Source organism: Nocardia neocaledoniensis (assembly GCF_003182135.1).
Lineage (GTDB): Bacteria > Actinomycetota > Actinomycetes > Mycobacteriales > Mycobacteriaceae > Nocardia > Nocardia neocaledoniensis.
Map to the genome: position 1 here is coordinate 324,143 of NZ_QGTL01000005.1, position 24,048 is coordinate 348,190.

The window sequence follows — 24,048 nt, forward strand, 5'->3', positions numbered from 1 at the left end:
CTGGTTGCTCCTTATCGAGGTGCGGGCACGGCGGGCTGGGACAGTTCGTCGCCGGTGACGCCGGGCGGCGGGCCCGCGCCGTTGTCGGGTCCGGCGGGCCGTGGCGCGTTGGCCGAGCCGCGCACCTGGAGCGCGGGATTGTCGGTGACGCAGTAGTTGTAGAGCCGCACCCTGGTGTCGGTGGTCGGGGTGGTCGGCACGATCGGGACCGTGTCGTAGTCACAGGTCGGGCGCGGCCACGGATCGACGAGGGTGAAGAAGGCGTTGTCGTGGGCCGGGACGCCGACCGCCTCGGTGAAGCGGCTCAGGGTGGGGAACAGCAGCTCGATCGCGGGCTGGCGCAGCTTGGCCGCGCGGGTGATGGCGACGAAGTTCGTCACCAGGTCGGTGATCGGATCGTGGGTGCGGGAGAGGAATCCGCCCAGCGTGCTCAGCTGGCCCGGCCCCTGCTCGAGCAGGTGGCGCAGTTCGGCATCGGCGGCGGTGAACTGCTGGAACAGGGCACTGCCCGCGCCGGTGATGGTGCCGAGGTCCGGTTGGGCATGCGAGGTCGTCTCGGCGATGACCTCGAGATTGCGCAGCAGGTGCTCGGTCTGCGGGAGCAGATCGGTGAGCCCGGCCATCGCCCTGGACAGCCCGGAGATCATGTTGCGCAAGCTGTCCGGCCCGCCGGCCAGGGCCTTGTCGAGCTCGTCGACGATGACATTGAGCCGCTCGGGGTTCATGCCGCCGACCAGCCCCGCCATGTTGCCCAGCACCGACTGCACCTGCACGGGCACGGCGGTGTCGGCCCTGGCGACGACGGCGCCGTCGGCGAGGTAGGGGCCGGTGTCGGATGCGGGCCGGAAGTCCAAGTACTGCTCGCCTGCGGCCGACAACCGCGCGACCGCGACGGTGCCGCCGCGCGGAATCAGCGTGCCCTCCTCGACCTCGGCCACGGCGGCGATGCCGGTGCCGTCGACGCGCACCTGCTCGACCCGGCCCACCCGCACACCGCGGAAGGTCACGTCGCTGCCTGCGGTGAGCCCGCCCGAGGTGGCCAGCTCGACGGTGACGGTGAACCGCTCGCTGGTCGGGTCGATCCGCAGGACCGCGCCGCCCAGATACAGGCTGCCGAGCACCATGACCACGACCAGGCCTGCATTGGCGACCGCGACGCGACGGCGAACCAGCCACTGCCACAACGGTGAATTCATCGGGGGCCCTCCTGCGGCGGCAGCTGTGGGGTGCTGTTGAGGCGTCCGGTCACCTTGGCGATGACATCGGTGATGCTGCCGACGAACGCGGGAATGTCGGTGCCGTCGGGCCAGCGGCTGCCGGCCGGATCGGTGATCGCGCCGATGTCGAGGTAGGACAGGATCGCGCCGACCGAGAGGTTCGGTCCGCGCATGCTGTCCATCACCGAGGGATAGATCTGGTGGAAGCCGTCGAGGGCGCCGGTCAGATCGTCGCCCATCGCCACGAAGCCGTTCATCAGGTTCTGGATGCTCTGGAACAGGCTCACGAACTGCGGTCCGTTCGTCTGGCTGAAATCGCCGAGCGCGTCCATGGTGACCGCGACCTTGTTGATCAGATTCACCATCGCCTGATTGTTCTCGGCGAACAGGCCGATCAGCTGCGGGAAGCTGTCGGCCGCCGCGCCGAGTTCGGCTTTGCGCCTGGCCAGTTCGCCGGTGAGCACCGACAGGCCGTGCAGGGTCGCGTCCAGGTCGCCGGTGCGCGCGTTGAGCGCGGCGATCACCGAGGTCATCTCGCCGATCAGATGCTGCAGCTGCGGCGCCTTGCCCGCGAAGATGGAGTTCAGCTCGGAGGTGACGCGGGCGGCCTGGTTGAGCCCGCCGCCGTTGATCAGCATCGAGACCGACATCATCAGCTGTTCCACCGACGCCGCCGAGGCGGTGCGCTCGGGGCCGATCCGCGCGCCCTCGCGCAGCGGTGGTCCCGCCTCCGCGGCGCTGGGCAGGGTCATCGCCACGAAGATGTCGCCCAGCGGGGTCGCCTGCCGCAGCTCGACCGTGGTGCCCTCGGGCAGCTGGATGTCCTCGCGGATCAGCATCTCGACATCGGCCAGGAACGAGGTGGTCGAAATGCCGGTGACCACACCGATATCGGTGCCGCCGATCTTGACGTGCGCCCGGTCGGGCAGGTTGAGCGCGTCGCGGAAGGTGGCGTGCAGGGTGTAGCCGGGCCCGCCGATGCCGGGTTCGGGCATCGGCAGCTCGGCCACGGTCATCGAGCAACCGGTGGCCGACGCGGCGACCGCGGCCGCGCAGAACGCCGCGGCCAGCGTGGTGCGAAGGGTCATTTCGTCAGTCCCAACAGCGCGGCGGTGAGCCCGAAATCCGGGCCCATGTCGGAGATCTTGCCGGTGCGGCAGCCGTCCAGACGCATCTGCACGCGCTCACAGAACGTGGCGAGCACCTCGCTGTCGAGCACGATCTTGTCGAGCAGGCCGTGCAGGCGCAGCGCCTGGTGCTCGCGGCTGATCGCGTTGTCGAAGTTCTGGAACATCAGCGGCCCGACATCGATGATCTCGGTGAGATTGCGGGCGTTGGCGCGCATCTGCGCGGCGATCGCGACGAACTTGGTGAGCGCGCCCGCGAGCTGATCCTGATTCTGGCCGACGACCGAGGAGGTGTTGGTGATGAAGTCGTCGAGCTGGGTCAGCACGGCCTGCAGGCCGGGGGACTGCTGACCGAACAGTGCGATCAGTTCGGTGATGCGGCCGCTGAAATCCCGGACCGTCTGGTCGTTCTCGGCGATGATCTGGGTGATCTCGCTGAGCCGCACGATCGTGTTGGCGATCTGGTCCTTGTTGGCGAAGGTCACCTCGAAGGCCGCCGAGAGCTCGTCCAGCGTTTCGCGCAACCGGTCACCGTTGCCGTCGAGCAGGGGGAACAGCACCCGGCTCGCCATCGGACCCTGCTCGCTGTCGCCTTTGAGCGCCTCGCCGAGCTGGTCGAAATTGGCCAGGATGCGGTCGAGTTCGACCGGCGTCCTGGTCCGCGCCAGCGGAATGTGCGCGCCGTCGGCGAGTTCGGGGCCCGATCCGGTGTAGGCGGGGGCCAATTCGACGTGGCGGTTGGTGATCAGCTGCGGCGAGATCAGCGCGGCCATCGCCTCGGCGGGGATGCGCACGTCGCGATCGACCGACATCACCACCTCCACGTAGCTGCCGCGCGGGGTCACCGAGTCGACGACGCCGACCGGCACGCCGAGCACCGCGACCTCGTTGCCCGGGTACAGCCCGGCCACGTTCTCGAAGTCGGCGCTGATGCGCTTCTGCTGACTCAGCATGCGGTCGCCCGCCCCGGTGACGCTGTCGGGCAGCAGCGCGCACCCCGCCGCGAGCAGCGCGGCCAGGCAGAGCGCGGCCACTTTGCTCGCGCGAACGGTTCCCGTGCTCATCAGTTGCACCCCTGTACGGCCTGCGCGAAGCACAGCCAGTTGTCCGGCAGGATCCACGGCGCCCAGATCTCGCCGTAGGGACCGTTGCCCAGCAGATTGTTGAATTGGCGCAAGGTGACCGGCGCGATCTCGTAGATCCGGTCCAGGTTCTCCTTGTTCTTGGTCAATCCGTCGGCCATCGTGTTCAGGTTCGCGATCAGCGGCCCGAGCTCGCCGTTGTTCTCGATGCCCATGTCCTGCAGCAGCTTCGACATCGCGGCGACGTTGTCGAGCAACTGCGTGAGCAGCGTCTGGCGCTGCTGCACGGCGGCGCCGATCGCCTCGCCCCTGGTCAGCAGGACGAGCACGCTGTTGCGGTTGTCGGCGACGAGCTGGGAGACCTGATCCATGCTCTTCAACAGGGTGTCGACCTCGTCGCGCCTGCTGTTGATCACCTGCGCGAGCGAGCCGATGCTGTCGAGGGCCTGCACCGCCATCGCGGGGGAGTCGCCGAGCTGGGCGCTGAACACGTCGAGCGCGGTGCGCAGCTTGTTCGGATCGATGCGTTCGATGCGCTCGAACGAGGAGGTGTACTTCGGATCCTGGATGACCTTGCTCAGGTTGTACGGCACCGAGGTCCGGTCGAGCCCGATCCGGTTGCCGGGCAGGCCCTTTCCGTCACCCGGTTTCAGATCGACGTGCAGCCGGCCGAGGATGGTCGACATCTTGATCGCCGCGCTCGCGTCGGCGCCGAGCCGGATGTCGTGGCGGATCCGCAGCGCCACGTCCACCCGGTCGTTGACGAGCTTCACCGACTGCACCTCACCGACCTCGATGCCGGAGATGTCGACGGTCGCGCCCTGCTGCAGGCCCGCGGCCTGCGCGAACTCGGCGTGAATAGTGATGTCGCCCAGCCGGATCTGCGTGAGCACACTGGACGCGCCGAGCAGGACCAGCACCGAGGCGCCGGCCAGCAGGCCCAGGCGCAGGTGCCGGTTGCGCAGCAGGAATTCTGGAACGCGTGGTCTGATCATCGACACACTCCCGATTGCGAGTTGCCGCCGACCTGTGAGAACAGGCCCTCGGGCAGGAGAACGCCCCACAGGGAAACATCGAGGCGACAGATGTAGGCATTGCCGTAGGTGCCGTACTGGGTGAAACGCGCGACACCGTTGAGGAAGTCGGGGAACTCGACCGCCATGCGATCGAGGGCGGCGCCGTTGTAGAGCAGCATCATCACGCCCGTGGTGGCGTTGCGCTGCGCGTCGGCCATGCCGGGCTTCACCTGGCCGATGAGCGAGACCAGCGAGTCCGTCGCGCCCGACACCCGTTCGACCGAGCTCTTCAGCGATTCGCCCTCGGCGTAGAGCCCGTCCATCAGACTGCGGGTCTGGGTGATCAGGGTCTCCAGATCGCCGCTGCGATTGGCCAGGCCGGCGAGCACCGAGCTGAGGTTGCTCAGTACGTCGCCGAGGATCTGATCGCGTTCGCCGAAGGTGTTGGCCAGCTGCGCGGCCTGGGTGATCAGTGCCGACAGCGACACCTCGTTGCCCTGCAACGCCTGGATGAGCGTCTCCGACAGCGAATTGATCTGGTCGGGCTGCAGCACGCTGAACAGCGGCTCGAAGCCCGACAGCAGTGAGGACACGTCGAAGGACGGCTCGGTGCGGTCCATCGGGATCTGCGACCCCGGGGGCATCGTGGTGCCCGCGCCGTCACCCGCCGCCAGCGCGAGGTAGCGCTGGCCGATCAGGTTCTGGTACCGCACCAGGGCTTTGGTGGTGTCGGTCAGCTGCTGGCGGGCCTCGATCCGGAAGTCGACCCGTGCGGCGTAGTCGTCGGTGAAGTCGATCTTGTCGATCCGGCCGACCCGCACCCCCGCCATGCGCACGTCGTCACCGACGCGCAGGCCGAGGACGTCGGAGAAGACCGCCGAGTAGCTCGACGTGGTGCCGGGGACGCTGCGCTGCAACGTCGACCAGATGGTGTAGGTGAGCACCGTCGCCAGCACGACGAAGAAACTGAACCCGATCAGCGCTTTGCCGTATTTCACTGCTGGACACCACCTTCGGCATCGGGGACGACGGGCAGGCCGCCCAGGATCGAGCCGAGCAGCAGCAGCTGACTGAACGTCGGCCTACCGCCGACCAGGGCCGACACCGCGGCGACCCCGGTCAGCCGCGGCGCCGCCGCCGGGGTGGCGGCGGGGGCGGGATCGACGGACGCGGCGGGTGCGGTGATCCCGGGGATGGCGGGCAGCCCCGGAATCGCGGGCAGGCCGGGCAGGGTCGGCAACGTGATGTTCGGCAGGGTGGGCAGCCCGGGCAGCGGCGCGGTCGGGGCGACCGGGGCGGGGCCGGCGGATTCGAGCCACTGCGGCAGCATCGAGGCCGGATACTCCTGGGGCGGTGCGACTTCGGGCACCGTCGGTCCACCGCAGCGCGGTCCGGTCATCTCGCCGTAGCGGGGGCAGTCCTCGGCGGTGTACTGCTGGAACGGCGTGAAGGTCACGTCCATGCGCCAGGTCATCTGCCTGCGGGGGCCGAAGGTGAAGGTCTGCTGTAGTTTTCGCAGCGAGGCGTTGAGGTTGGCCGCGGTCGACTGCAACGCGCCGGGGTCCTTGGCGACGGCGCCGATGAGCCCGTCCAGGCCGGCGACGAGTTCCTTGCCCGAATCGGGATTGGCGGCGAAGAGCGCGTTCACCGAGTCCACCGTCGCGTTGCCCTGCACGAGCAGCTCGACGAGCTGGGCGCGGTGCTCGTTGAGCGTGCGCGCCGAGGTGACCGAATCGGCCAGCACCCCGACCAGTTCGGGCGCCGACTGGCTCAGCGCGGTCGCGGCCCGGCCGAGATCGCCGAGCAGGCCGCCGATCTCGGGAATCTGGTGCACCGTGGTGAGCCAGGTGTCGAGCCGCTCGATGGTCGAGCCGGGCACGCGCGCGCCCGGCTCCAGCGCGGCCGACAGCGTGGCCAGCACCCGCCCGAGCTTCTCGGGCTGGATGGTGGACAGCACCTCGCGCAGGGTGTTGAGGGTGGACTGCAGCTGGACCGTCGCCTCGCTGGTGTCCTCGGCGATGGTGGCGCCCGCGCGCAGCGTCGAGTCGGCCGTGCCGTTGTCGACCAGCTGGATGGAGGAGACGCCGAAGATGTTGTCCGGGACCACCCGGGCGGTCACCGTGTCCGGGATCGTCTCGGCCAGGCCCGGTTTCAGCTCCAGGGTGGCGCGCTGGCGCTCGCCCTTGGCCACCATCTCCACCGAGCCGACCGCGCCGACCACCATGCCGCGGAACTTCACGTCGGCGCGCTGGGGTAGCCCGTCGCCGGTGCTGGTGAGGTCGGCGCCCACCACCACGGTGTCTTCGAACTCGCCGTTGTAGCGCAGGGCGAGCAGATACAGCGCGACCGCGAAGGCGGTGATCACCGCCAGCCCAGCGAGCGTGAGCTGCAGGGGTTTGGGGCCGCGGCCGCTGAGATCGAGAATCATTCGATCGACCTATCCCGAGATCCGGAATCCGGGGTCGATGCCCCAGATAGCAAGGGTGAGAAAGAGATTGGTGAACACCATCACGACGATGACCATCTTGATGGCCCGCCCGGCGGCCACCCCGACCCCTTCGGGTCCGCCGGTGGCCACGAAGCCGTAGTAGCACTGGATGAACGCCGCGATCAGGACGAACACCACCACTTTCCCCAGGGAGAAGAACACGTCCCCGCCGAGCAGGAACTGGAAGAAGTAGTGGTCGTAGGTGCCCGCGGTGGTGCCGCCGAGGACCAGCACCGAGAGCTTGGTCGCCACATAGGCCACCGCCAGACCCAGCGTGTAGAGCGGGATGATGGTGATGGTGGCCGCGATCATCCTGGTGGTGATCAGGTAGGGCAGCGGCCGGATGGCGATGGATTCCAGCGCGTCGATCTCCTCGGAGATCCGCATCGAGCCGAGCTGGGCGGTGAACCGGCAGCCGGACTGGATCGCGAAGGCGAGCGTGCCGAGGATCGGCGCGATCTCCCTGGTGGTGGCGAAGCCGGAGATGGCGCCGGTGAGCGGTCCCATCGTCAGCAGGTTCAGCGCCGTGTAGGACTCGACGCCCACGGTGATGCCGCCGAAGGCGCACAGCACGACGACCACGCCGACCGTGCCGCCGCCGACGATCAGCGAGCCGTTGCCCCAGCCGACGTCGGCGACCAGCCGGGCGACCTCCTTGCGGTAGTGGCGCAGCGTGAACGGGATCGCGAGCAGCGTCTGGAAGAACACGATCGCCTGGTGCCCGAGGCGCTGGTTGGCCCGCACCGGGACCTTGGCCGCGGCGCCGACCACGCGCACCGGGCGCAGGGTCGGCGGGGTGTATTCGGCCGCCATCTCAGACCACCTTCGAGGGGAAGAAGCTGTTGTAGAGCTGGGTGACGATGATGTTGGTGGCGAACAGCATCAGCGCCGAGCTGACCACCGCCGAGTTCACCGCGTTCGCCACCCCACCCGGTCCGCCCTTGGTGTGCAGACCGATGTCGCAGGCGATGATCGCGGTGAGGGCGCCGAAGATCGCCGCCTTGAACAGCGCCACCATCAGATCGTTGGCGACCGCGAACGAGGCGAAGGAGCTGATGAACGAACCGGGCGTGCCGTGCTGGGCGTAGACGTTGAACAGGTAGGCGGTGGCGAAGCCGACGAAGACGATGAACCCGCACAGCAGCATGCTCACCAGCACCGCCGCCGCCAGTCGCGGCGCGACCAGCCGGCGCACCGGGTCCACGCCCATCACCTTCATCGCGTCGATCTCCTCGCGGATGGTGCGCGAGCCGAGATCGGCGCAGATGGCCGAGCCGACCGCGCCCGCGATCATGAGCGAGGTGACCAGCGGCGCGCCCTGACGGATGATGCCGAGTCCGGCCACCGCGCCGATGAAGGTGGTCGCGCCGACCTGGTTGACCAGCGCGCCCACCTGGATCGACACCACCACCGCCACCGGGATGGCCACGAACACCGTCGGCAGGGCCGAGACGTTGGCCATGAACGCGCACTGTTTGACGAACTCGTGGAACGGGAATCGTCGGTGCGCGATCGACAGGACCAACTGCACGATCGCGGTCCGGCCGAGCAGGACCTGTCGGCCCAGCGTCTCGACCGACTGCTGGGGGTGTCGTCGCCAGAGCCCGGTGGCGCTGTCGATGATCCGTCCGACCTCGGACGGTTCGGTGGCCGGTTGCGGCGTCACGCTGCACCGATCCTTTCTTGCTTCGGGGGCGCTCGGTGGCTAGAGCGTGCTCAGCCAGTGATGGAGCAGGGCGACGAGACCGGCGACGGCCGCGAGGCCGAGGACCAGGGCGCAGAGGACGGCGAGCCACAGACCGAATCGGAGAACCGGATTGACCCGGGTGCGTCCGCCCAGGATCTTGACGATGATCACCACGAGATCGATGACCCAGACCAGTGCCATCATCAGGTCATCGTCACGTTCGCGAAGAGGAGCACGGGCCAGCAGACGATCGACCCGAGGAACGAGACGACCAGGTCCACCCCGTGCAGATCGCCGAGATGGCTTGTGTGGGTGAGGGTCCAGACACCACCGACGAGGGCGTAGGGGATGCCGATGATGATCAGGGTGCCGAGAAACTCCGACACCTTCATCTCGTAGCTGAGAAACCTGTCCAGCCGTCGCAACATGGCGGTACCGGTGTTCCTTCCTGCGGGGACCGTCCGGGCGAGCGGGTGTCCGACGTCGTCGACGGTCGCATGATGTTTCCGAGCATTCTTGGGGAAGGGTGCTTGACGACCCGTGATCCTCCCCGTGATCTCGGGACTGCTCTGTGTTGGTCCGCGGTGACCCGCGCCGTGCACCTCGGCTAAGTTACTACAGATTCTCGCCGATGTGACGAGAATTACCGGTAACATATTTCAGGTATGCCGGATTGTCCACACCGTGCGGCCGGAGCGCTCCACTCCTTGTCGACTGCGAGAATCATCGGTAACTTATGGCCGTAGTCGCCGAGGTCCGGTGACCGTGCAGGAGGAACACAATGTCCGCAGTCATCGTCGATGTGGTTCGCACACCCTCGGGCCGGGGCAAGGCAGGCGGCGGCTTGTCGTCGGTGCACCCGGCCACCCTCCTGGCCGGCGTACTCAGCGCCCTGGTCGAGCGCACCGGCATCGACCCCGCGCTCGTCGACGATGTGATCGGCGGCTGCGTGACCCAGAGCGGCGAGCAGGCCAACAACATCTCCCGCACCGCGGTGCTGGCGGCGGGCTTCCCGGAGTCGGTCCCGGCGACCACGGTCGACCGGCAGTGCGGATCGAGCCAGCAGGCGGTGCATTTCGCGGCCCAGGGCGTGCTCGCCGGCGCCTACGACGTCGCGATCGCGTGCGGTGTGGAGTCGATGAGCCGGGCGCCGATGTTCTCCAACACCCAGGGCAAGGACTCGCTGCGCGGGCCGTTGGCCGCGCGCTACCCCGACGGCCTGATCGGGCAGGGGATCGCCGCGGAGATCCTCGCCGCGCGCTGGAAGCTCGACCGGGCGACCCTCGACGAATTCGCCGCGCGCTCACACCGCCTCGCCGCCGCCACCGCCGCGGCGGGTGGTTTCGACGCCGAGCTGGTGGCGGCCGGTGACCTCACCGCCGACGAGACCATCCGTCCGGGCACCACGGTGGACGGGCTGGCCGGATTGCGCCCGGCGTTCACCGATCCCGCGATGCTGGAACGTTTTCCCGAGATCGGCTGGTCGGTGTCCGCGGGCAACTCCTCGCCGCTGACCGACGGCGCCTCGGCCGCCCTGATCATGAGCGAGACGGCGGCGGCGAAGCTGGGGCTCACCCCGCGCGCCCGCTTCCACTCCTTCGCGGTCATGGGCGACGACCCGACGCTGATGCTGACCGCGGTCGTGCCCGCGACGCGCAAGGCGCTCGAACGCGTCTCGCTGACCGTCGACGACATCGACACCTTCGAGGTGAACGAGGCGTTCGCGCCGGTGCCGCTGGTCTGGCAGCACGAGCTCGGCGCCGATCCGGAGCGGGTGAACCCGCGCGGTGGCGCGATCGCGCTCGGGCATCCGCTCGGTGCCTCCGGTACCCGGCTGCTCGCCACGATGGTCAACCACCTCGAGCAGACCGGGGGCCGCTACGGGCTGCAGACGATGTGCGAGGCCGGTGGTCTGGCCAACGCGACCGTCATCGAACGACTTTGAGCCGGTGTCGGTGGAAGCCCTTGCGCGGCACGGGCTTCCACCGGACGATGGCATCGCGCTCAGTGCCTCGCCTGAGAGACAGAGCGCAGCCGCGGCGCCGTGGCGACGCCGAGTCGGGTGAGCGCGGCGACCGTGCGCAACGCGGCCGCGTCCGCCGGGCGCGGTGACAGTCCGTAGAGTTCGACGGCGCGCGGGTGCTGCATCGCCCGCACCGCGGCGCTCGGCAGGTGCCGGACGACCCATGCGTCCGGGCGAAGGACCTGGGGCCCCAATGCGGCCGCGGCCGGGGTCATCCGGAGCATCGCGGCGCAGGCGTCGGTGAAGTACTCGGTGAACTCCGGCCAGGTGGTGGGCAGGCCGCGGTCGCTGATCCCGTAGCTGCGGTACCACCGGCAGCACTGGGCGTACAGCTCGGCTCTGGTCTCGGTGGTGAGCGTGGGCCCGAACAGGTCGGCCGCCGTCATCAGGGCGTCGACGTAGGTGGCGTGCTGGAACAGGAACGTGTCGGGGTGCAGCGCGTGGTAGCGAGCCCCGCGGTCGTCGGTGCCCTTGACGTGTTCGTGCGCGAAGCGGATCGCGGCCGCGGTGTCGTGCGCGGCGCAGGCCAGGTGGATCATCTGCAGCACCGCCCGCTTCTTGTGTTCCCACAGCCGGGTCGTCGTGTGCTCGGCGAGGGCGGGCGCGATCGCGGGGTGCAGGACCTGCAGTCCGACCGCGCGCGGCAGGGTCAGCAGGAACCTGCGGTCACCGAGATGCCTGCGCAGCAGCGCGCCGGCTGCGGGCCGCTCGATCGAGAGGTCGGGAAGCGTCACGGCCGGTCACCGCCCGCCACCCGGCCGTCGATGAACAACCGGCCCTCGGCGTCGACGTGGCCGAGGTCGCCGCTGGAGTGCATGCCGTCGACCACCTCGGGGCCGGTGCCGTCGGTGTGCCCGGCCACGGTGAGTCCGCTGGACACGAAGACGGTCCCGACGACCCCGGGCGTGGTGATCCGGCGCCGGTTCCGGTCGTAGACTGCGACCCGGCAGCCGACCGGCGGACAGCCGACGGTGCCGGGCGCCGCGCGCAGGTCCTCCGGCGTCGCCACCGACGCGACGGCGACCTCGGTCGAGGCGTAGAGGTTGTAGAGCACGTCCCCGAACAGTCGCGCGGTCCGGCTGCTCAGGTCCGGCGTGAGGGACGCGCCGGCGGAGAGGATCACCGCCGGTGTGGCCGTGGGGTATTCGGCTCGGATCGCCCGACCCAGGTCGACGATCTGCCCGAGCATGCCCGGTGTCAGGATCAGCGCGTCGGCCCGATGGTCGGCGACCGCGGCCACGGTCCGGCGGGCGTCGAACCGGCCGGGCAGCACCACCACGGTGTTGCCGAGTGCCCAGCCCAGGATCAGCTGGGACAGGCCGGTGCCGTGGAACAGCGGTGCGGCGAGCACGATCGTGCCCGCCGTCGGCAGCGGGACGCGGTCCAGGAACTGGGCGGCCTGCAGCGGCGAAACCCGGCCGCGCTGCACACCTTTCGGCGTTCCGGTGGTGCCGCTGGTGAGGACGACGATGCCGCCGGGATCCTCGGGGGCGGGCAGTGGCAGTGCCGAGCGCCACGCCGCGATGCCGTGGATGGTCGGCAGGCCGCGCCGGTTCGTCTCGCCGGCCCTGGTGAGGATGATCGGCACCGCGCGCGGGTGCTCGTCGAACCGGTCGACGAACTCCGCGTCGACGAGCAGCAGGTCGATCCGTTCGCGGTCGAGCACCGTGCGCAGCCGCGCGCCGGCCAGGTCGGTGCCCAGCAGCACGATGCGCGCGCCGAGCTTGCCCGCGGCCAGCAGCGCGAGCACGAAGCCGCGATGGTCGCGGCACAGCGCGCCGAGCACCGTGTCGGTCGTGACACCCTGCGCCGCCAGCCCGTGGGCCAGCCGGTTGGACGCCTGATCGAGCTGCTCGAAGGTGATCGGCCCGCGGTCGTCGATCAACGCCACGGTGGAGAGGGCGCCGCGGGTCGCGTGCGCCAGCGTGGTGACGACCGGGCCGAGCGTGGTGGCATCGCGTGCCGTGCGGACCAGTTCCAGTGGTTGCCGGAGCTCGATCGCGCCGCGCCGGAGCAGCACGGCGACGGCGCCGAGCGCGTCGGCGACGGCGCGGACGACAGCGGTCGGCGCGGTGGGGGCGGACGGCACGGGTACCTCCGGGAGAGGGGAGTGAGCGGGAGAGGGCGGAGCGGAACGGCGACGCCTCGTCAGCGAGCATACCCATCGAAAGAATCGGCAGTAACTTACTTCAGGGAAGTTGCAGGTCATTCGACGCACGCAGGTGAGCTGCACTCGGAGTGTTGAGGAATGGTTGGTAACTTATAGGCCGCGTGACCGTTGTGTACGAAAAGAAGCAATGAGAGACTCTATGTGTGAATCTCTCAACAACGGTGTTTCGGGGTAGGCCATCGACGCGGTCGGCGAGCCGGCCGGTCGTGGACGCGGATCTGGCGCGCAGGCGCCGCTATCTGAGCGGGTTCGGCGCCGCGCTCGGCGGTCCGGCCAATGTGATCATGCAGCTGAGCCTGCCCCCGGTGGGGCGCGGCGTGGTGGAGAGCGTCGTGGAATCCGGCAGCTTCACCGCCCACCCGCTCAAGCGCGGCCGGACCACCCTCACCTATCTCGCCGTCGCCATGGTCGGCACGGACGAGGACCGCGCCACCTATCGGGCCGCCGTCGGCACCGCGCACCGACAGGTCAGATCGGGTCCCGGCAGTCCGGTGCGCTACAACGCCTTCGATCCGCGGCTGCAGCTGTGGGTGGCCGCGTGCCTGTACCGCGGCACGCTCGACGCGCTGACCTGGCTCAACGGCGGTCTCGACGAGGTTTTCGTCGACGAGTTGTACAGCGACGCCGCGCGATTCGGGACCACGCTGCAGGTCCCCGCCGAGCTGTGGCCCGCCGACCGCGCCGCGTTCGCCCGGTACTGGGACTCGATGCTCGGCGAACTGTCCTTCGACGACGAGGTGCGGGCCTACCTGCTCGAGCAGGTCGTCGGCCTCGGCCCGTATCGCAGGCACACCCGGCTGCTGTTCGGTCGCGCGAACCGGTTCTTCACCACCGGATTCCTGCCGCAGTGGTTCCGTGACGAACTCGGCCTGGCCTGGAGTCCGCGCAGGCAGCGGGTCTTCGAACTGGCACTGCGCACGGCGGGCCGGTTCCTCGCGGTCATGCCCGAATCGGTGCGGATGCAGCCCTTCGACCTCTATCTCGCCGACATGCGCAGGCGCCGTGCGAAGGGCTTGAATCTCATCTAGCCCCCGTCCCGCATGGCATCGCTCAGATCGTGAATGATCACCAACTTATGCCCGCTGTCTTTGGTCGAAACTCCGTATCAGTGGTGAGAATGAGCGGTAACATAACTGAGTAGAGGGCGACTCCCGGCGACGAATCGCAGTGGTGGGATCCGGGCGCGCGGACACCTCGGGGAAAGGATGGCGATGACCACGGCAACGAAGCCCGGCGAACCCGACTACGGCGATCCGGACAGTGCGGGATACGTCGAGGAGGGGCCCGCGCCACAGTGGCGATCGGCGCGGGATCCGTCCGCGGACGCGGGGCGGGGCGAGCAGGAACTGACCCTCGAACGGGTGCGGATCCACATCCCCGACATCTACCGCTCGCCCCGCAAGCGGCCCGCGCAACTGGCCGACGCACTGGACTTCTGGATGTTCGCCGGCGCGGCGGCGAACGTGGCCATGCAGTTCGCGCACCAGGGCGTCGCGGCGGGCGTGATGGAGAGCCAGGTCGAATCCGGCGCGCTGATGGTGCATCCGTGGAAACGGTTGCGCACCACCGCCGCCTACCTCGCGACCGCGATCCTCGGCACCGACGAGGACAAGAAGGCCATGCGGGAGGCCGTCAACGTCGCGCACCGGCAGGTGCGCTCGCGGCCGGGCTCGAAGGTGAAGTACAACGCGTTCGACCGGCACCTGCAGATGTATGTGGCCGCGGCCATCTACATCGGCTTCGAGGACACCCACCAGATGCTGCACGGCAAGATGTCACCCGAGGAGCTGGAGGTGTTCTACCAGGGCGCCGACACCTTCGGCACCACCCTGCAGGTGCATCCGGACATGTGGCCCCAGACCAGGGCCGACTTCGACGCGTACTGGCTCGAGGCCTGCAAGGGCGTGGTGTGCGACGACGAATTCCGTGCCTACATCGACGATCTGCTGCACCTGCGGATGATCAACTGGCCGATGCGCGTCGTGGCGGGCGGGTTGCTGCAGTTCCTGACCGCCGGCTTCCTGCCGCCGCACTTCCGCGAGCAGATGGGTGTGGAGTGGAGCGCGGCGGATCAGCGGCGCTTCGAGCACCTGTTCCTGTTCGTCGGCTTCGTCAACCGCTTCATCCCGAAGTTCATCCGCTTCGCGGGGACCCACGCGATGATGCGCGACGTGCGCCGTCGCATCCGGAAGCAGAAGGCGCTCATCTGAATCCGCGCACTCGCCGTGGCGGGGACGGCGAGTGCGCGAGCCCAGCGCTCAGCTCAGCGCGGCGAGCGCGTCCACTTCGAACAGCATGCCGGGCAGGGCCAGTGCCGCGACCCCGAGCAGGGTCTGCGCGGGTGGCCGCTCGCCCCAGATCTCGGCGATCTTGGCGCCGAGGATCGCCAGCTTGTCGCCGTCGTGGTCGACGATGAACGTGCGCAGCTGCGCGACGTCGGCGTAGCTCGCGCCCGCCGAGCGCAGCGCGATGCCCAGATTGGCGAAGGCCCGGTCCACCTGACCGGCGAAATCCGTTGTGGTGGTGTGCCCTTCGTGGTCCGAGTCGTACTGCCCGGCGATGAGCACCAGCTCACCGGTGACCCGGGCGACGTGGCTGTAGCCGAACCCGGTCGGGTCGTGCAGTTCGGGCGGGTTGGTGATCACCACGGACATACGGAAACTCCTGTCGTCGACTGTGTGTTGCACAGAGACGACGACGGTGCGGTGCCGAGTGTGACACCGCACCGTCGTGGCTCAGCCCGTGACGGCCGCGCGCTCCGGGGCTGGTGCGGTTGCCGCGGCCGCGGGGCGGGGGAGTGTCCAGGTCGCGAGGACCGACAGGATCGCCACCGCGAAGCAGGCCAGCGTGTACCAGAGGTTGCCGATCGGATCGCCGTTGGCGGTGCGGCCGTCGACGGCGTCGAAGAAGTCGGGCAGCGACGCGATCCAGAGCACCGCGAACACGACCAGATACACGACGGTGTAGATCTGCACGAAGCGATCGACGTACTCCGGCCCCGAACCGGCGCGCACCCGGCGCCATTGCCGCGTCATCGCCACCACGGCCACCACCGACAGCGTCAGCAGTTCCAGCGCGTACACCACGCCGCGGACGGTGTCGCCCGCCAGGCCGATCACCGTCGCCGGGAGCGGCAGCAGGAAGGTGCCGACCGAGGCGAGCAGGCCGATGACCACGGTGCGCCAGGTCAATTCGACCCCGCTGAAGTGCCTGCCGTCGTCGACATGCCTGCCGACGAAGTACTGCACGCAGAAGGCCAGCGACATCGGCCACAACGCGGCGAACACGACCACGCTGCCCATCGGCACCGAATCGAACATGGGCTGGTTGATCGGATTCTCGACGGTCCACTCCCACCAGCGCAGCTGGGGGCCGAGGTGATCGAAGATCTCGTAGAACGCATGGTGCACGAACCCGACACAGGCGGCGCCGACCAGCACGCCGTACTGCCGGAAGACGCCGAGCATCCGGACCAGTCCGAAGGCCATCGTCGCCATCAGCGGGTAGATGGCGACGATGTAGAGCGGCAACCGTCCCCAGAGGAAGTCGACGGTGAACACGTTGTGCGCGAACATCGTGTCGACGTGGTCCTCGATCCCGAACGCCGCCGGGAAGTACAGCGGCGGTTCGATGACGAACAGGTACGCCGTCGCGCCGAACCACAGCACCAGATTGGTGGGATCACCGTGGCGGCGCAACCGAACGATCGCGAACCACAGGGCCAGCACGGCCCCGACGATGATGGTCAGCTCCAGGACCGGCAGCGTCCAGTTCTCCAGGGCGAACGGGCTGCGGAACTCGACGAGGCCGCCGGCCTCCGCGCAGGAGAAGCCGAGTTGGGTGGCGAGGTCGGCGAAGGTGGGTGAGCAGTGCTCGGCCATGATCGCACTCCTAGGAATTCACGGAATCGGCGGTGTACCACCGGGTCACGTCGTAGCCCTCGTCGTAGCGGCGGAACCACTCGTCGGCCAGCGCGGGCAGGTTCTCGTGCGCGGGGTTGTGCCGCGGCATCTGGCTGCGGATGATCCCGACCAGGGCGACGAGCTGCTCGCCAAGGCCCAGATCGTCGAACGCGCGGGGCATGGTGCCGTTGTCGGCGGGGCGCAGGCCGGGCAGCCAGCGGCGCAGGGTCTGCCCGCGACGGTAGTTCGCGAACATCGACAGCGCGTCGACCTGTCGATCTTCCAGCGGCACATGCTCGTTGAAGCCCTCGCAGGCCACCCGGATCACCTGCAGCACGTGCCGGAAGATCGAGGGCGCCACGCGCATCCGGTACACCTCGCTGTCGACCACGGAGTTGAAGATGATCAGCGCGGAGCTGCGGTGTTCGACCTCCTCGACGAAGTGCCAGATGAACAGCGAGGCCACCCGGTCGTCGCCGGGGGCGAACAGGCTCTTGTCGTTGTCCAGCATGAGCTTGAACACCGGGGTGAAGGTGGCCTCGAGGTCGGCGGTGTAGGCGAGGCGGTACTTGACCGGGGTGCTCGCGGTGAGCTTGTCGAATTCGGCGATCACCGCGTCGAGGGTCTGCTGCAGACCCGGGTAGCGGCGGATCAGCGCCTTGACGTGCTGGCGGTGCGCGGTCGAGTGCTGGCCCTCCTGACGCATGAACGCGTCGGCCTCCTCGGCCACCTCGGGGTCGGTGATCTGCGGCTTCGCCTGCGTGATCAGCTGCACGATCATCTTCTCGAAGCCGATCGCCAGGAACGAGACGGCATTGGCCATCGAGGAGAACGCCGGGTTCTGCGGATTCCACAGAAACGGCACGTCGTAGTCGGAGAAGGCGAAGTCCATCTTGCGGACATGAAGGTCGGTCACGGTGGAATACCTCGTTGTTCGGGCGTGCGCCTGCCGCTCGGGTGTGGTGCAGCAATCATACAAATGAAGCGGTGTGTGTATGTTCACTTTCGCCGAATCGGCTGTGACCAGCGGTTTGTGCTAGCGTCCACCCGGTGGCGCGCAGACGTGGATGGGGTGGCAGTCCGCCGAAGGACGATGCGGAGGCCTCGCGCCGGATCATCGCCGCGGCGGTGGAACTCATCGGCCGGACCGGGGCGGAGATCAGCATCGCCGACGTGGCCGAATCGCTCGGGGTGATCCGCCAGACCGTCTACCGGTATTTCCCCAGCGCGGACGCGCTGATGACGGCCGCCGCGATCGCCTCGGTCGACGGCTTCCTCGACCGGCTGACCGCGCACGTGCGCGGGCTCGACGACCCGGCCGCCGCGATGATCGAAGCCGTCGTCTACACCCTCACCGAGGTCCGCCGGACCCCGCACCTGGGCATCCTGCTGTCGAGTTCCTACTCGAACCTGCACACCGACAGCCTCACCTCCGACGAGGCGCAGGCCTTCGGCATGACGATGATCCGCCGCTTCGACGTCGACTGGGCCGCACACGGTTACGACGACTTCGCGCTGAGCGACCTCGTGGAATACGCCCTGCGGACGATGCAGTCGTTCTTCCTGTCGCCGGGTCATCCGCCGCGCACCGACGACGAGCTGCGGCGCTATCTGTGGCGCTGGATGGGCACCGCGATCAGCGCGCAGGCGGAGTCCGCGCCGGGCCGATGAGGTCGGTCAGGGCGGCGTCGACATCGGGACCGGTGTGGGGGTGGCAGACGCTGCGCAGGATCAGCCGACGCGGGCGCGGGCAATCCGGTGGCGCGGAATCGATGTCGGTGGGCACGATCCGCGTCGCCGCACCGAGCCGGTCGCGCACGCGGACCATCAGGTCGTAGCGGCTGATCGGCTCGACGCCCGCGAGATGGACGACGCCGGTCTCGTCGAGGAGTTCGACGAGCAGCGGTGCGAGCGCGGGCAGGTAGAGCGGGGTACCGACGATGTCGGTGCGGGCCTCGACGACCGGTGCGGTGAAGCGGGCCAGGAACTTGTCGGAGGCGGGGCTGCGGCCGTACACGAGGGGCAGCCGGATCACCAGGTGCCCGTCGCGCTGGAGCACCCGCTGCTCGGCGGCGGCCTTGGTGCAGCCGTAGACGTTGATCGGGCTGCGCAGCGCGGTCTCGTCGTAGGACTCGCGGGTGCCGTCGAAGACGTTGTCGGTCGACAGGTACACCAGCTTGGCGCCCGCGTCGTCGACCGCGTCGAGCAGGGCGGACATCGGGGCGACGTTGGTCGCGTAGGCGGCGTCGGGATCCCGTTGGGCGGCAGCCAGATCCACCAGTCCGGCCGTGTGGACGACCACGTCGAACCCGCCGACGAGCGCGCGGACGGCGTCGGCGTCGGCGAGATCCAGCGGGACGAGACCCCCTCCGCGCCTGCTCGTGCCGACGACCTCGTGGTCGCCGGCGAGCTGGACGAACAGCGCGCTGCCGACGAACCCCGAGGCGCCGAGGATCAGAATCCGCACGGGCGTCAGTCTTTTCGCCCGGTCAGTGCCAGTGACGCGCCCAGCCCGATCATGGCGAGCCCGCCCGTCCCGCCGACGGCGGCGAGACGGCGCGGCGAGCGACCGAACCAGTCTCTGGCCGCGCCGGCCGCCAACGCCCACACCGAGTCGAGCAGCACGCCGAACACGGGGATGCAGACGCCGAGCAGCATCATCTGCAGGGCGATCGATCCCCGTGCGGGATCGGCGAACTGCGGCAGCAGCGCCGCCAGGAAGACGATGGTCTTGGGATTGGCGACGCCGACGACGAATCCGTCGCGCAGCGCCGGCCACGCGCCGGGACGCGCCGAGTCGGTGGCGGGGGAGAGGGCGGTGGCGATGTCGTGCCGGTGCCGCACCGCCTGCACACCCAGCCACACGAGGTAGGCGGCGCCGATCAGCTTGATCGCGGTGAAGATCGTGGCCGAGGCCAGGACGACGGCGCCGAGCCCGACGGCGACGGCCACGACCTGCAGATAGACCCCGACCGCGTTGCCGAGCACCGTCAGCAGGGCGACGCGCCGCCCCACCGTGATCGCCCGGCCGATGGTGAACAGCACACTGGGGCCGGGGATCACGACGAGGACGAACGCCAGACCGGCAAAGGCGAGCAAACTCTGGGTGGACACCACCCGAGCAAGCCTAACCGCCTCAGCGCGCCTGCCAGTTCGGCTTGCGCTTCTCGGCGAAGGCGAGCGTGCCCTCGCGCACGTCCTCGGTGCGGGCCACGGTCATGATCTCGCGGTTGGTGAGATCCCAGGCCGCGTCGTCGTCGATCCTGCCGTCGACGAGCCCGAGCGCCACGCGCTTGCTCGCCTGCACGGCCAGCGGCGCGTTGGCCGCGATCCGGCCAGCGAGCGCGAGCGCGGCGTCGAGCACCTGCTCGGCCGGCACGACCCGGTTCACCAGACCGAGCTCGAGCGCGCGTGCCGCGGTGATCGGCTCGCCGGTCAGGATCATCTCCATCGCGACCTTGCGCGGCAACTGCTCCGGCAGCCGGAAGGCGCCGCCCGCGGCCGCGAACAGACCGCGCGCCACCTCGGGCAAGCCGAAGGTGGCGGTCTCGGCGGCGACCGCGAGGTCGCTGGCGAGGACGAGTTCGGTGCCGCCGCCGAGCGCGAAGCCGTTCACCGCGGCGATCGTCGGCTTGCTGATGGGATGGCGCACGTATCCCGCCAGGCCCCACTCCTCGTGGCCGGGAGCGAGAATGTTCTCGCCGCGGCCGATCGCCTTCAGGTCGGCGCCCGCGCAGAACGCACGCTCGCCCGCGCCGGTGAGCACCACGGCCCGGATCGTCGCGTCGGCCTCGGCGCGCTCGAGCGCCTCGCCCACCCCGGTACTCACCTCGGCGTCGACCGCGTTCATGGCCTGCGGCCGGTTGATGACGACGACCAGCACATGGTCGCGTTGCTCGACGAGGACTGCGCTCACGTTCGACTCCTTGTTTCGATGCCCGTCCGCCGCGTCGCGTGACAGGTCTGATCGAGATGTATCACGTCGGCTCGGCCCCGTCGTAGGCTGCGCAGTACTCGCGGGAAACAAATCTCTGGATCGGTGTCGATCGGTGGCCGCGCCGTTCGACCTAGGCATGAACGAACACCACCAACCCGAGGAGTCCGACCATGAAGTACATGCTGATCATGCGTTCCACCGACGAGGCCGCCGCCCAGTGGGAGAACGTCTCCTTCGACGAGATGCTCGAGAAGATGGGCCGTTTCAACGACGAACTGATCAACGCCGGTGTCCTCGTCGCGGCCGAGGGCCTCGACGACGCGGCCGAGACCGTGGTCGTCGACTATTCCTCCGACCCGCCGGCGGTCACCGACGGTCCTTACGGCGAGACCAAGGAACTCTTCGGCGGCTACTACATCCTGAACGTGGCCTCCAAGGAGGAGGCGATCGAATGGGCCAAGCGCGCCCCGATGGGCGGGTCCGGCTCCAAGATCGAGATCCGCCGGGTGCCCTCGATCGATGAGTTCCCGCAGGACAACGAGTACATCAAGCGGGAGAAGGCCTGGCGCGAGGCCACCGGTCAGCTCTGACCCGGGCGATGCCGCATTCCGGCCGGGAGGCCGTGGCCGCCGTGTGGCGGATCGAATCGGCGCGGATCGTCGGCGCGCTCGCGCGCTACACCGGCGATTTCGCGCTCGCCGAGGATCTCGCGCAGGAGGCACTGGCCGAGGCGCTGGTGACCTGGCCGCGCGACGGCGTGCCACGGCAACCGGCCGGCTGGCTGCTCACCTGCGGACGGCGCCGCGCGATCGACGCCTTCCGGCGCCGCGCCGCCCTCGACGACCGCTACGCCACCCTCGCCGGGACCCTCGGCGAGGGTGGCGTGCTGACCGGGGGTGAGGCCGCCGACCCGGCCCGCGTCGGCGGCGACGTGCTGTGGGATCCCGATCAGATCGACGACGACGTGCTCGCGCTGATCTTCATCTCCTGCCATCCGGTGCTGTCGAAGGAGGCGCGGCTGGCGCTGACACTGCGCGTGGTCGGCGGTCTGACCAGCGACGAGATCGCCAAGGCGTGCCTGGTCCCCACGGCGACCGTGCAGGCACGGATCACCAGGGCCAAGAAGACGCTCGGCGCGGCCGGGGTGGCCTTCGCGGTGCCGCCCGCCGCCGAGCGCCGCGCCCGGCTGGGATCGGTGCTCGGGGTGATCTATCTGATCTTCACCGAGGGTTCGTCGGCCAGCACGGGCGAGGACCTCATCCGCTTCGATCTGGCCGGGGAGGCGCAACGCCTGGCCCGCGTGCTCGCGCGGCTGATGCCGGGTGAACCGGAGGTCTTCGGGTTGCTCGCGCTGCTGGAGTTGACCGCGGCCCGGTTCCCCGCCCGGATCGGCGCCGACGGGGAGCCGGTCCTGCTCGAACAGCAGGACCGGCGCCGCTGGGACCGTTCGGCCATTCGGCGCGGCAGGGCCGCGCTGGCCAAGGCCGCCCAGGTCGGGCGCGGCCTCGGCGCCTACGGGCTGCAGGCCGCGATCGCGGAATGCCATGCCGTCGCGCCGTCGGTCGAGGAGACCGACTGGGAGCGGGTGGTGCTGCTCTACGAGGCGCTGGGCCGCCTCGCGCCGTCGCCGGTGGTGGAGCTGAACCGGGCGGTGGCGGTGTCGATGGTCAGTGGGCCCGCGGCCGCGTTGCCGATCGTGGACGAGCTGGTCGCGGCGGGCGCGCTGGCGGGCTCGCACCTGCTGCCGAGCGTGCGCGGCGAGCTGCTCACCCGGCTCGGTCGCACCGCGGCGGCCAGGCAGGCGCTGACCGAGGCCGTGCGGCTGTGCGGCAACGCGCGGGAGCAGGCGGTGCTCGACCGGAAATTGCGCGCCCTCGACGCGTCGGCCCCGTAGATTGCCTCGAATTCAATAGGGTATTTCCGCAGCACAACCAGCGGATTCGGGTCGTCGTCGCACGCTCGCAAAGTTTCCTCGGCGAACTACCCGGGTAGCCCGAAGAGGCGACGACGAGAGGTATGTGGATGTCACAGGAATCGAAATCGGTGCTGCATCGGGCCATCGGTGCATCGGCGATCGGCAATGCGGTCGAATGGTTCGACTACGGCGTCTATGCCTACTTGGCGACCTACATCGCCGCGTCGTTGTTCCCCGGCGACGGTGCGGGCTCGAGTGTGCTCTACACCCTGCTCGGCTTCGCCGTCTCCTTCTTGATCCGCCCGATCGGCGGCATGATCTGGGGCCCGCTGGGCGATCGGATCGGCCGCAAGCGCGTGCTGGCGACCACGATCGTGCTGATGGCGGCGTCCACGCTGTGCGTCGGCCTGATCCCCAGCTACGAGGTCATCGGGATCGCCGCGCCGATCCTGCTCTACCTGCTGCGCATGGTGCAGGGTCTGTCCGCGGGTGGTGAATACGGCGGCGCCGCGACCTTCATGGCCGAATACGCGCCGGACCGCAAGCGCGGCTTCTACGGCAGTTTCCTCGAGGTCGGCACGCTGGCGGGATTCACCCTCGGTAATCTCGTCGCGCTGCTGCTGGTGAACGTGCTCGACGATCCGGCGATGGAATCGTGGGGCTGGCGTATTCCCTTCCTGATCGCCGCGCCGCTGGGCCTGATCGGCATGTATCTGCGGAGCCGGGTGGAGGACACGCCGGTGTTCCGCGAGATCGACGAGAAGGACGAGACCGAGGAAGCGGTCGGCGTCTACCGCGATCTGGTGACCAGGTACCTGCGCCCGGTGCTCACCCTGTTCGGGCTGGTGATCGCGCTGAACGTGGTGAACTACTCGCTGCTGAGCTACACCCCGACCTATCTCGGCTCCACCCTCGGCATGGAGGAGTCCGACGCGCTGCTGGTGCCGCTGATCGGCCAGATCGCGATGCTGGTGACGCTGCCGTTCCTCGGCGCGCTCTCCGACCGGGTCGGCAGGCGCCCGATGTGGCTGTTCTCCTGCGCGGCGCTGATGATCATGGTGATCCCGGTGTACAAGCTGATCGGCACCTCGCTGACCGGTGCCATCGTCGGCTTCGCCATCCTGGGTCTGCTCTACGCGCCGCAGCTGGCGACCATCTCGGCCACCTTCCCCGCCATGTTCCCCACCATCGTGCGCTTCGCCGGAGTGGCGATCGGTTACAACGTGGCCACGTCGATCTTCGGTGGCACCGCGCCGGTGATCAACCAGGCGCTCATCGACGCCACCGGCGATCATCTGTTCCCGGCCTACTACATGTTCGGCGCCTGCGCGGTCGGCCTGATCGCCGCGTACTTCCTGATCGAGACCAAGGGCATGTCGCTGCGCGGCACCCAGGTACCCGGTACCCCGGAGGCCCTCGAGGAGCAGCGGGAACTGGGCGAGATGGACGACTCCGTCGCGGCACGCTGAGCCGGTCCGCCGGTC

At 69.2% G+C, this 24,048-nt stretch carries 25 protein-coding genes; 7 read left to right on the forward strand and 18 right to left on the reverse strand.

What is annotated here, in order from left to right; all coding sequences use genetic code 11:
* Positions 1 to 11 precede the first annotated feature (11 nt).
* The 10 genes from DFR69_RS17010 to DFR69_RS17055 are packed head-to-tail and all read right to left on the reverse strand — an operon-like array spanning position 12 to position 9,045.
* A complete protein-coding gene (locus tag DFR69_RS17010) occupies positions 12 to 1,196 on the reverse strand; it encodes an MCE family protein (protein ID WP_110038535.1) in 1,185 nt (394 codons plus the stop codon).
* Complete coding sequence (locus DFR69_RS17015; RefSeq protein WP_110038536.1) at positions 1,193 to 2,305, reverse strand: MCE family protein; 1,113 nt, start codon at positions 2,303 to 2,305, stop codon at positions 1,193 to 1,195. The genes DFR69_RS17010 and DFR69_RS17015 overlap by 4 nt, the downstream gene beginning before the upstream one ends.
* Positions 2,302 to 3,408 (reverse strand): MCE family protein, encoded by a 1,107-nt coding sequence (locus DFR69_RS17020; RefSeq protein ID WP_110038537.1) that lies wholly within the window; start codon positions 3,406 to 3,408, stop codon positions 2,302 to 2,304. The genes DFR69_RS17015 and DFR69_RS17020 overlap by 4 nt, the downstream gene beginning before the upstream one ends.
* On the reverse strand, positions 3,408 to 4,421 hold the full coding sequence (locus DFR69_RS17025; RefSeq protein WP_110038658.1) for an MCE family protein: 1,014 nt from the start codon (positions 4,419 to 4,421) through the stop codon (positions 3,408 to 3,410). Before DFR69_RS17025 ends, DFR69_RS17020 begins: the two co-directional genes overlap by 1 nt.
* Positions 4,418 to 5,440 (reverse strand): MCE family protein, encoded by a 1,023-nt coding sequence (locus DFR69_RS17030; protein WP_110038538.1) that lies wholly within the window; start codon positions 5,438 to 5,440, stop codon positions 4,418 to 4,420. Before DFR69_RS17030 ends, DFR69_RS17025 begins: the two co-directional genes overlap by 4 nt.
* Complete coding sequence (locus DFR69_RS17035; protein ID WP_110038539.1) at positions 5,437 to 6,870, reverse strand: MCE family protein; 1,434 nt, start codon at positions 6,868 to 6,870, stop codon at positions 5,437 to 5,439. The genes DFR69_RS17030 and DFR69_RS17035 overlap by 4 nt, the downstream gene beginning before the upstream one ends.
* Positions 6,871 to 6,879: 9 nt before the next feature.
* Positions 6,880 to 7,743: an ABC transporter permease gene (locus DFR69_RS17040; RefSeq protein ID WP_110038540.1), complete on the reverse strand. Its 864-nt coding sequence runs from the start codon at positions 7,741 to 7,743 to the stop codon at positions 6,880 to 6,882.
* 1 nt (position 7,744) lies between these two features.
* A complete protein-coding gene (locus DFR69_RS17045; RefSeq protein ID WP_110038541.1) occupies positions 7,745 to 8,596 on the reverse strand; it encodes an MlaE family ABC transporter permease in 852 nt (283 codons plus the stop codon).
* Between the two features lie 39 nt (positions 8,597 to 8,635).
* Entirely contained in the window at positions 8,636 to 8,821 is a 186-nt protein-coding gene (locus tag DFR69_RS17050) for a hypothetical protein (protein ID WP_110038542.1), read from the reverse strand.
* Positions 8,821 to 9,045, reverse strand: a complete 225-nt coding sequence (locus DFR69_RS17055) for a hypothetical protein (RefSeq protein ID WP_110038543.1) — start codon at positions 9,043 to 9,045, stop codon at positions 8,821 to 8,823. The genes DFR69_RS17050 and DFR69_RS17055 overlap by 1 nt, the downstream gene beginning before the upstream one ends.
* 353 nt (positions 9,046 to 9,398) lie before the next feature.
* On the opposite strand from DFR69_RS17055, the gene DFR69_RS17060 reads away from it, so the two are divergent.
* Positions 9,399 to 10,562 (forward strand): thiolase family protein, encoded by a 1,164-nt coding sequence (locus DFR69_RS17060; protein ID WP_110038544.1) that lies wholly within the window; start codon positions 9,399 to 9,401, stop codon positions 10,560 to 10,562.
* A gap of 59 nt (positions 10,563 to 10,621) precedes the next feature.
* Here the strand turns inward: DFR69_RS17060 and DFR69_RS17065 are convergent, their stop codons facing one another.
* Both DFR69_RS17065 and DFR69_RS17070 read right to left on the reverse strand, forming a co-directional pair.
* Positions 10,622 to 11,374 (reverse strand): oxygenase MpaB family protein, encoded by a 753-nt coding sequence (locus tag DFR69_RS17065; RefSeq protein ID WP_244198307.1) that lies wholly within the window; start codon positions 11,372 to 11,374, stop codon positions 10,622 to 10,624.
* Positions 11,371 to 12,729, reverse strand: a complete 1,359-nt coding sequence (locus DFR69_RS17070; protein WP_167456298.1) for an AMP-binding protein — start codon at positions 12,727 to 12,729, stop codon at positions 11,371 to 11,373. The genes DFR69_RS17065 and DFR69_RS17070 overlap by 4 nt, the downstream gene beginning before the upstream one ends.
* Positions 12,730 to 13,016: 287 nt before the next feature.
* Here DFR69_RS17070 and DFR69_RS17075 point away from each other — a divergent pair, with 287 nt between their 5' ends.
* Positions 13,017 to 13,838 carry an oxygenase MpaB family protein gene (locus DFR69_RS17075; RefSeq protein ID WP_244198308.1) on the forward strand — a complete coding sequence of 274 codons (822 nt, stop codon included), beginning with the start codon at positions 13,017 to 13,019 and terminating at the stop codon, positions 13,836 to 13,838.
* Positions 13,839 to 14,021: 183 nt separating this feature from the next.
* Entirely contained in the window at positions 14,022 to 15,020 is a 999-nt protein-coding gene (locus DFR69_RS17080) for an oxygenase MpaB family protein (protein ID WP_110038546.1), read from the forward strand.
* Positions 15,021 to 15,068: 48 nt separating this feature from the next.
* Here the strand turns inward: DFR69_RS17080 and DFR69_RS17085 are convergent, their stop codons facing one another.
* From DFR69_RS17085 to DFR69_RS17095, 3 genes are all read right to left on the reverse strand, one after another.
* Complete coding sequence (locus tag DFR69_RS17085; RefSeq protein WP_110038547.1) at positions 15,069 to 15,464, reverse strand: RidA family protein; 396 nt, start codon at positions 15,462 to 15,464, stop codon at positions 15,069 to 15,071.
* An 81-nt stretch (positions 15,465 to 15,545) separates the two neighbouring features.
* Positions 15,546 to 16,691: a hypothetical protein gene (locus tag DFR69_RS17090; RefSeq protein WP_110038548.1), complete on the reverse strand. Its 1,146-nt coding sequence runs from the start codon at positions 16,689 to 16,691 to the stop codon at positions 15,546 to 15,548.
* A 10-nt stretch (positions 16,692 to 16,701) separates the two neighbouring features.
* Positions 16,702 to 17,628, reverse strand: a complete 927-nt coding sequence (locus DFR69_RS17095) for a metal-dependent hydrolase (RefSeq protein WP_110038549.1) — start codon at positions 17,626 to 17,628, stop codon at positions 16,702 to 16,704.
* 134 nt (positions 17,629 to 17,762) lie between these two features.
* Between DFR69_RS17095 and DFR69_RS17100 the strand changes: the two genes are divergently transcribed.
* Entirely contained in the window at positions 17,763 to 18,383 is a 621-nt protein-coding gene (locus DFR69_RS17100; RefSeq protein WP_110038550.1) for a TetR/AcrR family transcriptional regulator, read from the forward strand.
* On the opposite strand, the gene DFR69_RS17105 is transcribed toward DFR69_RS17100, so the two are convergent.
* From DFR69_RS17105 to DFR69_RS17115, 3 genes are read right to left on the reverse strand one after another with little or no spacing between them, the layout of a single operon-like run.
* On the reverse strand, positions 18,349 to 19,179 hold the full coding sequence (locus tag DFR69_RS17105; protein ID WP_167456299.1) for an SDR family oxidoreductase: 831 nt from the start codon (positions 19,177 to 19,179) through the stop codon (positions 18,349 to 18,351). The two genes, DFR69_RS17100 and DFR69_RS17105, sit on opposite strands and share 35 nt — an antisense overlap.
* Before the next feature lie 5 nt (positions 19,180 to 19,184).
* On the reverse strand, positions 19,185 to 19,829 hold the full coding sequence (locus DFR69_RS17110; protein ID WP_110038552.1) for a LysE family translocator: 645 nt from the start codon (positions 19,827 to 19,829) through the stop codon (positions 19,185 to 19,187).
* Positions 19,830 to 19,848: 19 nt separating this feature from the next.
* A complete protein-coding gene (locus tag DFR69_RS17115) occupies positions 19,849 to 20,628 on the reverse strand; it encodes a crotonase/enoyl-CoA hydratase family protein (RefSeq protein WP_110038553.1) in 780 nt (259 codons plus the stop codon).
* Positions 20,629 to 20,819: 191 nt separating this feature from the next.
* On the opposite strand from DFR69_RS17115, the gene DFR69_RS17120 reads away from it, so the two are divergent.
* The 3 genes from DFR69_RS17120 to DFR69_RS17130 all read left to right on the forward strand — a co-directional run bounded on the left by DFR69_RS17120 (position 20,820) and on the right by DFR69_RS17130 (position 24,033).
* A complete protein-coding gene (locus DFR69_RS17120; protein ID WP_110038554.1) occupies positions 20,820 to 21,239 on the forward strand; it encodes a YciI family protein in 420 nt (139 codons plus the stop codon).
* On the forward strand, positions 21,212 to 22,543 hold the full coding sequence (locus DFR69_RS17125) for an RNA polymerase sigma factor (protein WP_373867042.1): 1,332 nt from the start codon (positions 21,212 to 21,214) through the stop codon (positions 22,541 to 22,543). Before DFR69_RS17120 ends, DFR69_RS17125 begins: the two co-directional genes overlap by 28 nt.
* 128 nt (positions 22,544 to 22,671) lie before the next feature.
* Entirely contained in the window at positions 22,672 to 24,033 is a 1,362-nt protein-coding gene (locus tag DFR69_RS17130) for an MFS transporter (RefSeq protein WP_110038661.1), read from the forward strand.
* Positions 24,034 to 24,048: the final 15 nt, after the last annotated feature.

Bases quoted from the DNA above. Each gene is read 5' to 3' on its own strand.
- DFR69_RS17020 (WP_110038537.1), bottom strand. From the start codon at position 3,408: ATGAGCACGGGAACCGTTCGCGCGAGCAAAGTGGCCGCGCTCTGCCTG.
- DFR69_RS17060 (WP_110038544.1), top strand. From the start codon at position 9,399: ATGTCCGCAGTCATCGTCGATGTGGTTCGCACACCCTCGGGCCGGGGC.
- DFR69_RS17120 (WP_110038554.1), top strand. From the start codon at position 20,820: ATGAAGTACATGCTGATCATGCGTTCCACCGACGAGGCCGCCGCCCAG.
- DFR69_RS17025 (WP_110038658.1), bottom strand. From the start codon at position 4,421: ATGATCAGACCACGCGTTCCAGAATTCCTGCTGCGCAACCGGCACCTG.
- DFR69_RS17080 (WP_110038546.1), top strand. From the start codon at position 14,022: ATGACCACGGCAACGAAGCCCGGCGAACCCGACTACGGCGATCCGGAC.
- DFR69_RS17035 (WP_110038539.1), bottom strand. From the start codon at position 6,870: ATGATTCTCGATCTCAGCGGCCGCGGCCCCAAACCCCTGCAGCTCACG.
- DFR69_RS17040 (WP_110038540.1), bottom strand. From the start codon at position 7,743: ATGGCGGCCGAATACACCCCGCCGACCCTGCGCCCGGTGCGCGTGGTC.
- DFR69_RS17085 (WP_110038547.1), bottom strand. From the start codon at position 15,464: ATGTCCGTGGTGATCACCAACCCGCCCGAACTGCACGACCCGACCGGG.
- DFR69_RS17055 (WP_110038543.1), bottom strand. From the start codon at position 9,045: ATGTTGCGACGGCTGGACAGGTTTCTCAGCTACGAGATGAAGGTGTCG.
- DFR69_RS17050 (WP_110038542.1), bottom strand. From the start codon at position 8,821: ATGATGGCACTGGTCTGGGTCATCGATCTCGTGGTGATCATCGTCAAG.
- DFR69_RS17015 (WP_110038536.1), bottom strand. From the start codon at position 2,305: ATGACCCTTCGCACCACGCTGGCCGCGGCGTTCTGCGCGGCCGCGGTC.
- DFR69_RS17090 (WP_110038548.1), bottom strand. From the start codon at position 16,691: ATGGCCGAGCACTGCTCACCCACCTTCGCCGACCTCGCCACCCAACTC.
- DFR69_RS17130 (WP_110038661.1), top strand. From the start codon at position 22,672: ATGTCACAGGAATCGAAATCGGTGCTGCATCGGGCCATCGGTGCATCG.
- DFR69_RS17010 (WP_110038535.1), bottom strand. From the start codon at position 1,196: ATGAATTCACCGTTGTGGCAGTGGCTGGTTCGCCGTCGCGTCGCGGTC.